This is a genomic window from Larkinella rosea (genome assembly GCF_003858635.1).
GTDB classification, from domain to species: domain Bacteria; phylum Bacteroidota; class Bacteroidia; order Cytophagales; family Spirosomataceae; genus Larkinella; species Larkinella rosea.
Map to the genome: position 1 here is coordinate 599,623 of NZ_RQJO01000008.1, position 14,847 is coordinate 614,469.

Consider the following 14,847-nt stretch of genomic DNA (forward strand, 5'->3'; position numbering starts at 1 on the left):
AGAAGTTATCGGAGTTTTATCGTTTGATAATCGCTTCGTCAACGTTCATAATCGTGCTGGTAACCACCGTCCAGGCCGCTAGTTCGGAGGCTGGAATGGCTTTATCAACCGGAAATTCACCCACACTCAGCAGTTCAGTAGCCCGCTTGGGATTGTTTTTGAAATCCGCCAGTTCCTCCGCATACAGTTGCTTCATCAACGTCACCTCCGCCGGACGAACCGGGCGACTGGTGACGGATTTAAAGACGTAACCGATCAGGGCGTCATCCTTGAGCCCCATGCCCAAAGCCCGCTGCCCCAACACCCGGGCGGCTTCCACAAACTGCGGATCGTTCAGCGTCACCAAAGCCTGCAAGGGTGTCGATGTTTTCTGTCGTTTGACGATGCAGGTGTGCCGTTCGGATGCATCGAAATTGAGCATCATCGGCGGGGGCGACGACCGTTTCCAGATCGTATACAAACTCCGGCGGTACAGACTATCACCGTGGCTTTGTTCGTAATTGATGGCATTCCGGGTGGCCAACGCTTCCCAAATACCGGATGGCTGGTAAGGCAGCACACTCGAACCGCCAATTTTCTGCGACAGTAAACCGCTGGCTGCCAGAACATTGTCGCGAACCTGCTCGGCCGACATCCGGTAGCTGGGCCCGCGCGAAAGCAGAGAGTTATCCAGATCGGCTTCCAGTTTTTTAGCATCGGCTACGGAAGACTGACGATAGGTTGCCGACATCACAATCATTTTTTGCAAGGCTTTGGCATTCCAGATTCCGGATCGTTCGGTGCCATCCCGGAAACGAACGGCAAGATAATCCAGCAGTTCCGGATGGGAAGGAAGATTCCCCTGATTCCCGAAATCGTCGCTGGTTTTCACCAATCCCTGACCGAAATACTGCTGCCAAAACCGGTTGACCATCACCCGGCTGAACAGCGAATTGTCAGGATTGAGCAGCCACATCGCCAGTCCCAGGCGGTTTTTCGGGTATTCTTCCGGGAATGGCATCAACTGGCCGGGCGTTGCGGGCGTCACTTCCTCGCCGTGTGCATCGTAAGCGCCCCGTTTCAGCAGGTATGTTTTCCGGGGATATTTTCGCTCTTTCATCACCATCACCTGATCGGAATTGTTGTAGAGCATCAATTCCTCCGCCCGGTCGGCCTGAAATTCTTCAAAGGCTTTCCGATACGTCGAATCCTGAGCGATAACGTAATACGAGTACAAACCGGCCCGTTGCGCTGCCGTCCGTTTGGCCGAAGGCGTAGACAGGGCCGCCGTCAACGCATCCGCTTGGCCCGCCAGAACGGGAATTTCGAGCGGAGTCAGGCTGCGGTTATAAATCCGCAGTTCGTCAATCGCGTAATCCTTGATGTAGTGATCGTGTATCCGGCCAATCAGGAACGGCGAACCAGACCAGTTCTTGCCATTTTTACCCCGATCGATGCTGTGAACGAGGTGGTCGGTAACAATTTCAAGCTTAGTCGGTTGGCCATTTAAATACAGCTTGATACCAGCCGCCCGACCCGATCCGTCGTAGGTCATCGTCAGATGAAACCATTGTTTATAGCGGATTTTGGCGACGGTTTCCACGTCGAGGCTATTGTCTGGCCAGACGTGATTCATCGTGATTTTAAAACGACCGTCTTCCAGCAAACCAATCTCATACCCCCGGTTTCCGTCAAAAGGTCCGTTCGATTTGCCCATCAGCATGCCTTCCAGACCCGGTTTGGCCACATTGAACCACGCACTGACCGTAAACGGCTGGTTCTGTTCATAAAAACCGACTTTCCGGGGCAGTTCGATGTTGCTGTCGCCTTTCAGGTACCGTGCCATGCCGACTTTGCCCTTGATCTGGTACGGGAAACTTTCAGGATCTCCGGCCAGACGCGCGGGCAGCGTGTCGTTCACCTGATTCCAGAAGGCATTGCGGGGGTCCTTTTCGAGTTCTTCGCGGGTTTTCGGAACCGCCGGTTTTTTCACTTCGGGCAAGCCCAGCTTCTTCCGTCGTTCTTCCTCTTTCTTCTTGAGTTCGTCTTCTTTTTTCCGTTCGGCATCTTTCAATTTCTTTTCCTCCGAATTTTCGTAGGCTTTAAAATCCCGCCGATCGGCTTCATCGAAGGTGTAATGCGCTACCAGACCCACATTGATCGAAGACGCCGGATTTCGTTCGGCCTGACTCAGCCACGGCCCGAATGCTCGTTGATATTCCGGGCGGTTCGGGTTTAAGCGTTGCTGTACCGGTTTGATTTTCTGATGAATAAATTTCAGTTTGGCCGCTACATCTAACGACGTGAGCGTAATTGTCGGGGCGGGTTCGCCGTTGTACGGGATTTGACCACGCTCGTTGTTGTTGTTGAAAAACGCAAACAGCGAATAGTAATCTTTCTGGCTGATCGGGTCGTATTTGTGGTCGTGGCAGCGGGCGCACTCCACGGTCAGGCCCAGCATTGCTTTCCCAAACGTATTGACGCGGTCGGCAACGTATTCGACCCGGTATTCTTCATCGACAATCCCGCCTTCCTGACTCTGCTGGTGATTTCGGTTGAATGCCGTCGCCAGCAGCATGTTTTGGGTCGGATTAGGAAGCATATCGCCCGCCAGTTGCCAGCTAATGAACTTATCGAACCGCAGGTTTTTGTTAAACGCCGTGATGACCCAATTGCGGTACGGCCACATCGTGCGCAAACCGTCGTCCTGATACCCGTGCGTATCGGCATACCGGGCCGCATCGAGCCACTCGACGGCTTGCCGCTCGCCATAATGCGGACTGCTGAATAACCGGTTGACTACTTTCTCGTACGCATTCGGACTGGTGTCGGCCAGAAAAGCATCCACTTCAGCCACTGTCGGCGGCAAACCAGTCAAGTCCAGCGTAACCCGACGCAACAAAGTAGCTTTATCGGCTTCCGGATTAGGTGTCAGACCTTTGTCTTCAAGTTTTTTGAGAACAAAATTGTCGATCTCGTTTTTGACCCACTTCTCGTTCTTAACCTTCGGAACGTCTGCCAACTGGGGTGTAATCAGCGACCAGTGCGGTTTGTATTCAGCGCCCTGCTCAATCCAGCGAACCAGCAGTGCTTTTTCTTCCGTCGTCAGAATCAGATTGGATTCCGGCGTGGGCATCCGGTATTCCGGATCGTCGGAAATGATGCGGTGATAGGCTTCACTTTTCGCCAGATTGCCGGGGACGATAGCGGTTTTCCCACTTTTCGATAAGGCTTCGTAGGCACTTTCGGCAATATCGAGCCGTAAACCGGCTTTTTGCTTGGCTTTATCCGGGCCGTGGCAGGCAAAACAGCGATCCGACAAGATCGGTTTGATATGCAGGTTGTAATCGACTTTTTCGGGTAATTTGCTTTCTAAAGCGACCAATTCTGCCGGTTTTTCAACGCTATTGCCACAGGAACTCCAGACGGTCACCGAAAACAGGGCGATGGCCGAGCTGAAAAGCAGCGATTGGAATCGTATGTCGGATAAATGACACATACGAATGGGAATGTTTAAGAAAAAAGTACAACGAATCTACAAAATTATAGTAAATATTTGAGAAATAAATCAATTTGGATGCCAAAAAGTATACTATTTTGACATCTTCACGGATTACTTCGCTTTCGGTTTTTCCGTGGCTGCCGAATCCGCCTTGGTAAAGGCAGCAATCGAACTTTCGCCTAATCCCATATTAATTTCCAGATTCGGTAAGGCTTTTTTCAACTCGGCAACGCCCGCTTCGGTCACTTTCGTTTGCCAGAGGTAGACGGTTTTCAGGTTTTTGATCCCCGCCAGTTCCTTCAATCCGGCGTCGGTGACTTCCGTGCCGTAGAGGTTCAGGTACTCAAGATACGGCAGATTTTTCAGATTTTTCAGCCCGGCGTCCGTCACTTTGGTTTGTTCCAGATGCAGTTTTTGCAGGTTCTTCAACTGGGCTACCTGCGCCAGCGTCGCGTCGGAAACTTCCGTATCGCCGAGTTTTAACCAAACAATCTGCTGACTTAATTTGGGCAGCGAAACCGCCTGGCCGTCGTTGAAAGCCCGCGCATTGACTGCACTGACTTCCAGTTGATTCTGCTCTTTCGATAACGGCAACACCAGCAAACCGGCTTTTTTCAGTTCATCGATGGCTTTTGGATCGGCCGCCGGAAGTTTCATGGTCAAAACCGGTGATTCCGGTGCGGGACCGGTTGCCACCTGCCCACCGCCAACGGCAGCACCCGTTCCGAGCGAAGCCAATGCCGGTTTGACGTCTTCCGGTACTTTCAGTTCGGCCACTTTTTTGTCGAACGGCGCACCCTGATTGATCCACCAGGTTAGTAACGCAACCTGATTTTCAGTTAGTTGTGTTTTGCCTTTGGGCGGCATGTGGTGATCATCTTCTTCAGGCAGCAAACAGACCTTGATCATTTTGCTCTCAGCACCTTTTCCGGCCACGAGGATCGGGCCGTCTTCGCTGCCTTTTTTGATCATTTCGGGCGAATCAAGCCGCAAATCGGCTTTCGATTTTTCCGGATTGTGGCACTGAATACAGCGACTTTTCAGAATCGGATGCACGATTTGTTGATACACCATCGCCTGATTGACGTCCTCGATCGGTTTCATGGCTTCTTCCTTGTCCTCGCGGGGCGGAATGCCCGCCATCGACCGCAGTGGCTCCGGCGTATACTGAGTTAGAAAATCGGAACCGTGCGTGAGCGAGCCACCTTTGTGACCAGCCGCCAGCAACAGTAACACGCCGATCCCCAGCGCCGGGAAGTAGAGCAGCGGGCCGAACCGAATCCGGGGGCCAATCCGCTCGTGTTTGATGGCCCAGGCGATCCAGGCAAAAACCGCTACGCCGATGCCTTCCCACATGTGGTCGCTCAGGGTTTCTTCGTCGTACCCCCCGCCGAGCGAGAGCAAATACCCGAAAATACAGGCCATCGTGGCGCTCACGGCCGACCAGAACAGAATCAGGGTAATGGTATGCGAACTGACGGTTTGCCGGCGCGTGACCCGGTCGAGTTCCAGCAACCCGGCAATCAGCAGAAAACCGATCGGCAAGTGGACAATCAAGGGGTGAAAGCGACCGAAAAACATCGCCCATTCGGAAGGTTGCGGAGAGGTAGCTTGTAGGAGAATGAAACTATTCATTGAATCAATTGGGTTCAGGTAAATTTTGTTCAAAGTAGAGGGTCACTTCTGTCAGGAATACTCTTGCGCGCTTCACTAAATCGCGGGCATCGTCTTCGGAAATTTCAACCTCTAAATCATAATCTGCTTTTTGACGGAGGATGTAGGCATTGGATACTAATTGGGCCGCTTCTTTATTAAATAATCCGCTTTTGACGAACAATTCGTTGAATTTAGTAATCGTCCCTTTATGGGTTTTTGCATATTCATTCTCCGATAGTAAAAGCGCAGTCATGGCATAATAAACCGTATACTAGGCTCGATTCACTGCTGCCAGCGTGTGCTCTTCAGCTAAAATGGCTTCAGTATCATCCATAGTCGCTTTAGCTCGTTCAAATGCTTTCAATGCAATGGATGATGCCTTCTTCATACAAGAATTCCGTCTCGTTTTATTTCCTGAAAAATAGGTATTTGGGATTTCTGATACCTTATTTCCGTGTCTGGTAAGACAGAAAGCAAAATATTATAGGTGAGATTGATGTCAGTAATAAGGGATGACATCCGTCTCATTTCCTGATAGAAAGAGATCGTTTCGTCCTTTAACAATATTAAAAGGTCGATATCCGAATCGTCGTGAGAATCTCCCCGTGCGTGCGAACCGAACAAAATCATTTGAGCCAGCCGGTCACCGTACAAATTCCTGAGTTCTGTCTTTAATTCGTGCAAAATCGGTTCAATGTCTAAAGCTATCATTCGATTACCGCAACTAAGTGGATATCTAATTTCGGGATAATAAATGAAACTTCGTCATTTTTATAATGAAACGAAACTGGCTGATTGCCGGGCTGTAACGTCACTTGCTTCGGTTTTTGCAACCGCCGAACGCTTACCGTCAGCGGCCCTATCGGCACAATATCGTCGGAGGTATGAACCGCTTTATTGGCGTGTGAACCCGTCATATTGATGACATTAACCAGCAGCTTTTTATCTTTTTGATTGACGGCCAGTTGGACTTTTTTAGATCCATGCACTTGGACCGCCGGTTTTGGTAAAACCTCTTGCACCACGGCAGCCAGAAAATCCCGGCATTGAACGGTTTGACGCTGTTGATTCTGTGAACCAATGTTTAAGTAAATGGCGGCAATTTTACCTTTTCCCAGAGCCGACACCGAAGCCGCCGGACCAAAATAATCCCGCATATCACTGCTTTTGTACATTCCGCCAACGGTTTTCGTACCGGCCAAAGGCGTAAAAATCCGATTCAATGCCGCAGTTCCGGTAATGTGATTGGGTAAACCGAAAAACGCATTTTTGATGGTATCCGCCAGCGTTACGCCCAAAACCTCCCGAAAATTCAAAACCGCATCGCTGCCAATCACCAGCAGGTTCCCGCCGTTGCGGGCATACTGGATTAATTCGTCCCGAAAAACCGGGTCCAGCGCCGACCATTCCGGAATGACGATGAGCGGGTATTGCTGCATCTTCCCGCGCAGGTGGTGCTCCATCAGGATTTCGGTCGGTAACTGATTGTATAACAACAGGTCCAGTATACCACGCATGGCGTTGTGTTCGCCGTTCCAGGGTCGGTAAATGTTGGACGAAATGTGTTTGTAGCCAGTCGTGGAATACAGCAAAGCCACCTGCGGAACGGCTTCGGTTTTATAACAATAAGCCTGTCGTTCGCGGCAAAACCGGGCCAATTCTTCCATCACCGGCATTTCCCAGAGTTTGATACTGGCGTCGCGGTTCTGCGTAAAATACGCCTGAAAACCGCCCCCCATGGCCAACACCTGCGCGGCTTCCTGACACAGTTGCCGGGCCGGTTTGGGCGCATGAATGCCATCGTAATTCGACGCAAAACTCCAGGCCATCAAATCCCAGGGTTTTCCCTGTGGCGCGATGCAACGGGCTTCAAATGCTGCACTGTTGGCGGCATTCGTTGAACTCAGGTCGCCCGAAATAAAATCGACGTTGGTGTTAACCGGCTCGGGCATGAACGACGAATAGGCCCAGTTGCTGGCAATCTGAAACGACGGTTTATACTTGTGAACCTCATCGACATAATGCCCGACGTACTTCAGAAAGGCCTTCCGGTTAAACTCCACAAAATCATCGAAATGCGGCTCTCCTTTCTTTTTCGGCACGTCCTGAATCCCGGTTGCCTGCCGGAAAGCGGCCAGTGCCGTTGGGCCATAGTCCAGTTCGGTACCCCAGCATTCGCCATCGGTCCAGACACCATCGACGCCGTAATCGGCAATTTCTTTCAATTGCGGAATCAGCAGGCTATCGGCATAGGCCCCAAAAACCGACGTTTTCTCGGTATCCAGTTTGCCATCCGGCCGGTGCCTGGCCCAGCCGGGATGATGCAAAACGGCTTCGTTGTCCCAAACTCCCGAATGATGCACATACAGCGCCACGCCGTGCCGGTTGGTTACGTCGCGAAACCGCTTCAGCGGATCAAAGGTGAACTGACTGAACGCATAACCCACTTTGGTCGGATAACTCGTCACGCCCACGTGCCCCTTGGTGTCGACCTGAATGAAATCCGGTTTGACGCGGTTCAGCAAGGTGTCGATCATGCCTTCTGTCAACGTCTGACCAATGGTCAAATCGCTCCGGGTGGCGTGAAAATCGAAGTGCAGGCCGAAAAATCGATCGGCCCGACGCAACGGTTTTTGGGGAGGCTGGGCAATCGCGACGCTATTTATCAGCACCAGGGCCGTAAATAACCAACGTTGCTTCATTAACTAACGCGTTGAAGCTTAACCGGATAGGTTTTTTGGGAAGCCCACTGCGGTACATAAACGTTCTCGTCGCTGTCGACCAGTACATCGTGCGGATGCATGAAGGTATTCGCGGTCATGTCCTTGCGCTGTTCTTCGAGTTTGCCGTCTTTGTAAACCGGTGCCGAACCGCCCGGCGTCGAAACCACTTTATCGTTTTTGTCCAGAATCTGAATGTAACCCGAGTTGGGGTAGGCGTCGGACGTGCTGCGGAAAACCGCCCCGTAAATCATGTCGCCGTGCAAAACCGGGCGGCAGATGTAGGAACCGGGCAACGCAATGGTCGAAAGGTATTTGCCGTCTAACGTAAACCGTTTCAGGCAATTATGCCGCCGGTCGGTAATCAGCAAGGTTGGATTTGCTTTGTTCCGGGTGTCGACCAGAATGCCGTGGCAGCAATCGAACTGGCCATTTTCCTGACCTTTTCCGCCCCAGTGCCGGATGTATTTGCCTTTGGCGTCGTACTGCGTGATGTAGTTCAGCCCATAGCCGTCGGCCACGTAAATATCGCCGTTGACGGGGTTGATGGTGGTTTCGGTGGGTGTAAACTGCGTCGGGTAATCGTATTTGCCGGTTTCTTTCGGATAATCGATTTTCAGCAGTTCTTTGCCTTTCAAATCGGTTTTGATGACCTGATGACGGTTATTGTCGCAGATAAACAGAAATTGCTCTCCCCCTTCGTTCGACAGTGTCAGGCCGTGGGCGCCGGGGTAGGTGGTGCCCCAGGTTTCGAGCAGTTTGCCCGATTTATCGTAGATGATGACGTTGTTTTTGGTTTCGTTGGTCAGCAGAATCAACCGGCCTTTGGCATCTTCCACCATTTCGTGGCAATCGTTGACCGGATTTTTGCCCGCATCCAGCACGCCCCAGTTCGGTACAACTTTGTAGCGGTGCGAACCGTGGCCAATCACCTGATCAGCGGCTTTGGGTTGGGCACCGAAATTAATATTGGGAATTGTTAATCCGACAGCGGTTGCGGCTGTAGCCTGGGTAAGAAATGTGCGTCGGTTTACTGATTGAGAAGCCATACGATTAATTACAAAAGGTTTAAGGGAATTAGATGATAGCATTACGACAATTCGAGAAACCGTTCCGGATCGATGCCCCGGTCTTCCAGTTCAAACGAATTGTTTATAATAAGTTGGTGAATATACTGCCAAAACGGGCGATTTGTCAACCAAAAATTCACATCTACGTTCAGAACACTCTGTAAAAGGTCGCCGGGGTAGAAATCTCCTTCGGCAAACGGGTTTTTATTGAGCTTCTCCACCGCCAGCGGAATCAGATACGCCAGCGAAATACCTTGTCCAACCAGCCACCGAATGTCTTCCGTCCGGAACTGGTTCAGGGGCGTTTGGCGGAGTGCCTGAATTTTCTGGCTCCGGTCATCCCCAAAATCCGGTTCTGCCCAGCGGTTGTTTTCCAGCTCTTCCAGGGTTTTTTGCTGCCAATTTTCCTCCATTTACATACGATAACTTTCCAACATCAGGCTAGTGTAACGACAGTATCAGTACGGCTAAAACCGCTTCTGTACGTGTAAAGGTATCTCTTTTATTGGCGGAAAATGGTTCATCGAAGTGAAAAATCCGACAAAAAAATATTTTTTTCATCCCATGTGAGGTAATAAAATACAAACTTGTCTATGTTAAATACCACCAGAATAAGCGCACGTTGGCATGCAGCAGTTTTCGCTAAATGATCCTGAAAATTCGGAAGACCACTCGCACGGTCTTTCGATCAACCGCCCGCCGATTCCACCCGGAAAAGTGACGGACGACGAACTGATTTTCCGGCAACTCTTTGCCCAGGACCCCAAGCGAGGTTGTGAACTGCTGTTCCGGCGGTATTATACCAATCTGGTTAATCACGCCGTCCGGTTTGTTTATTCCAAAGAAGTGGCCGAAGATCTGGTGGCTGAGGTGTACACGGCTTTCTGGCAGGACCGGATTTTTGAGCGGATTACGACTTCGTATCGGGCTTACCTCTACCAAACCGTTCGGCACCGGGCCTACAATTACCTGAAATGGGAACTACACCCCGCCGATCCGCTGGATTCACTAAATGCGCAGGGGATATCGCCCGCACTCCAGCCCGACGAAGTACTGCATTACAGCGAGTTACACCAGAAAATCGAAGACGCCATTCAGGGGCTTTCTCCGCAGTGCAAGCGGGCCTTCCTGCTGAGCCGGATCGAGGGAAAGAAGTACCTGGAAATTGCGAAGGAAATGCAGATCAGCAACAGTGCGGTCGAAAAACTGATGATCAGGGCGCTCAGCCAGTTGCGCCAGGAATTGAAAGGAGAATGGTTTATCAGCTTGTTACTGGGGCTGGCAACCTATTCACTTTGAAGCCTTTGCTTCGCTTGACTAACTGGCAAAAACCGAATAGGCTATGGAATCACTACTCATAAAACGGATTGTATTCGACTTTTTTGATGGAAAAGCGACGGCAATCCAGCGAAAATACCTCGAAGAATGGCTGACTGACGACGCCAACCAGGAGGCTTATTATCAATACCTGGACGAATGGGAGAGCCAGCGCCCCCAGTTTGCGGTGGATGCCGACAAAGCGCTGGCGGCTTACCAACTGATTTTAGACGACGAAAATCAATCCATTGCGTTCACAAAACCGCTGCCGGTTTCGCCATCCAATGTGTTCAGAAAAGGACTGAACTGGGGCATCGCAGCTTCGGTGGCGCTGGTGGCCTTGCTGGGTACTTACCGGTTTCGATCGGAGTTACTGTATGAAACCCATCGGACGACTTTTGGTCAAACCAGTGTATGTCAACTGGCTGACGGAACGGAAGTTACGCTGAACGCCAATTCGGTTCTGCGCGTTCCCCGCTTTGGCTTTGGTTCCGATACCCGCGAAGTGTTTCTGGAAGGCGAAGGCGAATTTAAAGTGACACATACGCCTTCAAATCAGCGATTCATCGTCCGGACAGCGGATCGTTTTCAGGTTGAAGTGCTGGGAACCGAATTTGTGGTTTATTCCCGGAAACGGGGCAAACGGGTGTTTCTCAGCAAAGGGAAAGTGAAGCTGGATTTGCCGCAGGGCCAGCAGCTTTACATGCGGCCGGGTAATGTAGTAACGGTTGCCAACTCCGGGCAATACCGACTCACTCAGACCAAAACCGCCCGGCGGTATGTGGCCTGGAAAGACCACTGGTTTTATTTCGATAATACCTCCCTGACTGAAATTGCCACTCAGATTCAGGAACAGTTTGGAATCAGGGTGGTGGTTCCCGATCCGAAACTGGCCCAACGGCGGATTGCCGGGAATTTCAGGGCCGAACAGGCCGACGATCTGTTCCAGATTCTAGCCGAATTGCTCAACATCAGCGTCGTAAAAAAAGACCACCATATCGAATTGCGTATTCCTAAACAATCCTAACCCTTAACAAACCTACCAAATATGTTAATCCCATGTTTACAAAAAACCGCACTGGTTTCGCTGGTTGTGCTGAGTCATCAACTGACGCAGGCTCAATCGGTTGTGCTGGCCAGGCAGCAAACCTACGCGCCGGTTCAGGTCCAAACCGCTCCGTCGGCGGGCCAGAAAATGAAGGAAGTACTGACGGAATTGAGCCGTCAGCATCAGGTGAGCATTCTGTTTGAAGAAACGACCGTCAACGGAATTGTGGTTCCGGCCACCGTGCGACTGCGTTCGGGTAAACTGGAAAAACAACTGGAAACGTTGCTGAAACCGTACGACCTGGTGTTTAAAAAAGTCGGCAATCAGGCGTATTATATCATCAAAAATCCGGTGAAAACGACTAGTGAGAGCATTTCGGTACCGGAATCGGTCAATACACCGATTTCGCAAAGACCTTTGATGGGCTCGACTGGCACGGCGTTTCCGGCAACGTCGCCGGTAGTGGCGGTGGCTGATTTCACGGTGAGTGGAAAAGTAACCAGTGAAAATGGCGAAGGGCTACCCGGTGTCAGTGTGGTCATTAAGGGAACGACGCGGGGAACCGTGACCAACAACGAAGGCAGTTATACCCTTTCGGTTCCGGAAGCCAACAACGGAGCGACGCTGGTTTTTAGTTTTGTGGGTTATCTATCGCAGGAGATGAACGTACGTTCGGCGACCACCATCAATGTGTCGCTGAAACCGGACGATAAAGTGTTGGAAGAAATCGTCGTTATTGGTTACGGTACAGCCAAGAAAAGTGACTTGACAGGTGCGGTCGGAACGGTCAAAGAAGCCGAACTGAAAGAACGGCCGACGGCGTCGCTGCAACAGGCGCTGTCGGGTCGGATGCCGGGTGTGCAGGTCAACACCAACTCGGGTCGCCCCGGTGGCCGGACCACCATCCGCGTACGCGGTTTCAGCTCGATCAACTCCTCGAACAACCCGCTCTATGTGGTCGATGGGGTGATGTTGCCGCAGGGAACGCAAAACCAGTTTAGCTCGGCCATCGACTACATCAATCCCAACGACATCGTTTCAGTTGAAGTGCTGAAAGATGCCTCTTCGACGGCCATTTACGGGGCGCGGGGTGCCAACGGCGTGGTGCTGGTGACGACCAAAAAAGGCAAATCCGGTCAGGGCCAGGTGACCTACAACGTTGATTTCAGCGTGAACACGATCGGACCCAACCGCCCGCGTGTATTGAATTCCGCACAATACGTTGCAACGGAGGATCTGGCGTGGGCGAACATGGCCAAATACGATCCGGCGGGTTGGGCGGCTGGCAAATGGGCGTACCTGAACCCGAAACTCCGCCGGATCGACCCCCGGGTGTGGAACTCCGACGGCAGCCCGAAATACGACACCGACTGGTTCAAGGAAACGACCCAGAACAAATTGTCACAAAACCACCAGTTGGGCTTCAGCGGTGGTAACGACCGCACCCAATACTCGATCTCATTGGGTTACCGCGACGACGAAGGTTTGCTAAAAACCTCGTACATGAAACGGTATTCGGGCCGCTTTACGATCGACGATCAGGTAAAACCGTGGTTGAAAATCGGGGGTACGCTGAGCTACAACAACCAGTCGGAAAACATTGTGGATCAGGGTGATGCGGTGGCTCGTCAGATTGTGGAAGACTTCCCGTTTTTGCCGACAAAATACGATGACGGAACGTTTGCCAACAACCGGGATTTTCCGTTTGCTGAGGGGACCATGAGTTCTTACCATCGATTGATGGACACCCGATACATCCTGAATACCCAAACGACCATCGGAAGTCTGTATTCGAACATCACCTTCGCCAAAGGGCTGGAAATGCGCACCATTCTGGGAGCCAACATTCAAACCCAGGAAAATAACATTTCGGTGACCCGGACGCTGAACATCGGCGGGAACGGTAACGCATCGACTTCAAACCGCAAAGATTCGTTCTGGTCGCTGGAAAACTATTTGACCTACAACAAGCAGATCAACGAAAAACACGCCATCAATGCCCTGTTGGGGATTTCCTGGCAGGAGACCAACAGCTTTGCCATGAGTGCGGCAGTAAGCGGTTTTGCGACGGACTACTTCGGGTTCAACAACCTGGGTGCGGGTGCCACCAACCCAAGCGTTACCTCGGGCGCATCGCGGTTTGCGTTTAACTCGTACTTCGGCCGGATCAACTACAACCTGATGGAGAAATACCTGTTGACGGTGACGGGCCGGGCGGATGGCTCCTCAAAATTCGGGGAAAACCACAAGTTTGCTTTCTTCCCCTCGGCGGCTCTGGCCTGGCGGGCATCGGAAGAACAGTTTTTGAAGGGCAACTCTTTGATTTCCAACCTGAAGGTGCGGACCAGCTTTGGTCTGACGGGTAACTCTGAAATTCCACCCTATTCGTCCCTGTCGCTACTGAGTTCGAACTACGCCACTATTTATGGTGATGCTCGTGTATCAGGAACGGGGATCAGCCGGTTGGCCAACCCGGATTTGCGCTGGGAAAAAACCGCTCAGACCGACGTGGGCGTTGAACTGGGCCTGTTGAAAGGTCGCATCAACATCGAAGCGGACTATTATTACCGCAAGACGACGGACATGCTGCTGGATGCGCCGGTGCCGCGTACGAGCGGTTACGCCACCATCCGCCGGAACGTGGGTTCGATGCAGAACAAGGGGGTTGAACTGGGCATCAATACGGTGAACATCGACGCGGGCGGTTTTCAGTGGAACACGACCTTCAACATTTCATTCAACCGCAACAAAGTGTTGTCGCTGGCAACGCCTTCGGATATTTTCAACGTCGGTGGACCGAACTTTACCAACCCGACCAACGTCATCAGCGTTGGCCAGCCGGTCGGTTCGTTCTGGGGTCTGACCCGCGTGGGTGTCTGGAGCGAAGCCGAGCGCGAAGAAGCCGCCAAATTTGTCAGTTACCGGAACGGGTTGACGATTCTGCCAGGTGACATCAAGTACCTGGATGTCAATGGGGACAAAGCCATCACGGATGCCGACCGGAGCATCATCGGCAACGGTAGCCCGAAAGCCTGGGGCGCTTTTTCCAACACGTTCCGGTATAAAAACTTCGACTTGACGCTGGAATTACAATATTCCTACGGCAATGACGTCATGGACCTGAATATTTCGACCAGTGAAGACCGTCAGGCTTTGGCCAACAGCTACACCTCGGTGTTGAATGCCTGGACGCCGACCAACCAGAACAGTATGATCGCCGAGATTCGCGACACGCGGGCCGGCTACGTCCTGAACGTGGACAGTTACTGGATCAAAGACGGTTCGTTTTTACGTGGCAGAAACCTGCTGTTGGGGTATACGTTCCCGGCTAACCTGACCAATAAACTGAAACTAAACCGGTTGCGGGCCTACGCTACCGTGCAGAATTTCTTCCTGTTGGTGAAAGACAAGATCATCGGTGATCCCGAAGTAACGCCAACCAATCAGGGCGATAGCAATAGCGCGTTCTCACAAGGGATGATCTGGCACAACTACCCCAAACCGACCACGTTCATGTTCGGTTTGCAAATTGGTTTATAGGTATTCGGTGTATGG

At 51.6% G+C, this 14,847-nt stretch carries 9 protein-coding genes and 1 pseudogene; 3 read left to right on the top strand and 7 right to left on the bottom strand.

Translation table 11 applies throughout. The annotated features are described in order from the left end of the window. Nucleotides 1-16: 16 nt before the first annotated feature. The 7 genes and pseudogenes from EHT25_RS11270 to EHT25_RS11300 all read right to left on the bottom strand — a co-directional run bounded on the left by EHT25_RS11270 (nucleotide 17) and on the right by EHT25_RS11300 (nucleotide 9,340). The gene (locus EHT25_RS11270) at nucleotides 17-3,478 is read right to left on the bottom strand and encodes a DUF1553 domain-containing protein (protein WP_124874479.1); all 3,462 of its coding nucleotides are present in this window, start codon (nucleotides 3,476-3,478) and stop codon (nucleotides 17-19) included. Between the two features lie 114 nt (nucleotides 3,479-3,592). Beyond that, nucleotides 3,593-5,116, bottom strand: a complete 1,524-nt coding sequence (locus EHT25_RS11275; protein WP_124874481.1) for a c-type cytochrome domain-containing protein — start codon at nucleotides 5,114-5,116, stop codon at nucleotides 3,593-3,595. 4 nt (nucleotides 5,117-5,120) lie between these two features. Continuing rightward, nucleotides 5,121-5,393 (bottom strand): annotated as a pseudogene (locus EHT25_RS11280) (HEPN domain-containing protein); the annotation flags it as partial. A 128-nt stretch (nucleotides 5,394-5,521) separates the two neighbouring features. Beyond that, nucleotides 5,522-5,848 (bottom strand): nucleotidyltransferase domain-containing protein, encoded by a 327-nt coding sequence (locus tag EHT25_RS33445; RefSeq protein ID WP_124874485.1) that lies wholly within the window; start codon nucleotides 5,846-5,848, stop codon nucleotides 5,522-5,524. Beyond that, entirely contained in the window at nucleotides 5,845-7,839 is a 1,995-nt protein-coding gene (locus EHT25_RS11290; protein WP_229311497.1) for an alpha-amylase family protein, read from the bottom strand. The genes EHT25_RS33445 and EHT25_RS11290 overlap by 4 nt, the downstream gene beginning before the upstream one ends. After that, nucleotides 7,839-8,906, bottom strand: coding sequence for a 6-bladed beta-propeller (locus EHT25_RS11295; RefSeq protein ID WP_124874487.1), 1,068 nt, complete (start codon nucleotides 8,904-8,906; stop codon nucleotides 7,839-7,841). Before EHT25_RS11295 ends, EHT25_RS11290 begins: the two co-directional genes overlap by 1 nt. Before the next feature lie 41 nt (nucleotides 8,907-8,947). Beyond that, nucleotides 8,948-9,340: a contact-dependent growth inhibition system immunity protein gene (locus EHT25_RS11300; protein ID WP_124874489.1), complete on the bottom strand. Its 393-nt coding sequence runs from the start codon at nucleotides 9,338-9,340 to the stop codon at nucleotides 8,948-8,950. Nucleotides 9,341-9,554: 214 nt separating this feature from the next. Here EHT25_RS11300 and EHT25_RS11305 point away from each other — a divergent pair, with 214 nt between their 5' ends. The 3 genes from EHT25_RS11305 (at nucleotide 9,555) to EHT25_RS11315 (ending at nucleotide 14,832) form a co-directional block, all read left to right on the top strand. Continuing rightward, nucleotides 9,555-10,226 carry a sigma-70 family RNA polymerase sigma factor gene (locus EHT25_RS11305; RefSeq protein ID WP_124874491.1) on the top strand — a complete coding sequence of 224 codons (672 nt, stop codon included), beginning with the start codon at nucleotides 9,555-9,557 and terminating at the stop codon, nucleotides 10,224-10,226. 43 nt (nucleotides 10,227-10,269) lie between these two features. Continuing rightward, on the top strand, nucleotides 10,270-11,271 hold the full coding sequence (locus tag EHT25_RS11310) for a FecR family protein (protein ID WP_124874493.1): 1,002 nt from the start codon (nucleotides 10,270-10,272) through the stop codon (nucleotides 11,269-11,271). Nucleotides 11,272-11,712: 441 nt separating this feature from the next. After that, nucleotides 11,713-14,832, top strand: a complete 3,120-nt coding sequence (locus tag EHT25_RS11315) for a SusC/RagA family TonB-linked outer membrane protein (protein WP_124876082.1) — start codon at nucleotides 11,713-11,715, stop codon at nucleotides 14,830-14,832. Nucleotides 14,833-14,847: the final 15 nt, after the last annotated feature.

Bases quoted from the DNA above. Each gene is read 5' to 3' on its own strand.
- EHT25_RS11290 (WP_229311497.1), bottom strand. From the start codon at position 7,839: ATGAAGCAACGTTGGTTATTTACGGCCCTGGTGCTGATAAATAGCGTC.
- EHT25_RS11315 (WP_124876082.1), top strand. From the start codon at position 11,713: ATGGGCTCGACTGGCACGGCGTTTCCGGCAACGTCGCCGGTAGTGGCG.
- EHT25_RS11295 (WP_124874487.1), bottom strand. From the start codon at position 8,906: ATGGCTTCTCAATCAGTAAACCGACGCACATTTCTTACCCAGGCTACA.
- EHT25_RS11270 (WP_124874479.1), bottom strand. From the start codon at position 3,478: ATGTGTCATTTATCCGACATACGATTCCAATCGCTGCTTTTCAGCTCG.
- EHT25_RS11310 (WP_124874493.1), top strand. From the start codon at position 10,270: ATGGAATCACTACTCATAAAACGGATTGTATTCGACTTTTTTGATGGA.
- EHT25_RS33445 (WP_124874485.1), bottom strand. From the start codon at position 5,848: ATGATAGCTTTAGACATTGAACCGATTTTGCACGAATTAAAGACAGAA.
- EHT25_RS11305 (WP_124874491.1), top strand. From the start codon at position 9,555: ATGCAGCAGTTTTCGCTAAATGATCCTGAAAATTCGGAAGACCACTCG.
- EHT25_RS11275 (WP_124874481.1), bottom strand. From the start codon at position 5,116: ATGAATAGTTTCATTCTCCTACAAGCTACCTCTCCGCAACCTTCCGAA.
- EHT25_RS11300 (WP_124874489.1), bottom strand. From the start codon at position 9,340: ATGGAGGAAAATTGGCAGCAAAAAACCCTGGAAGAGCTGGAAAACAAC.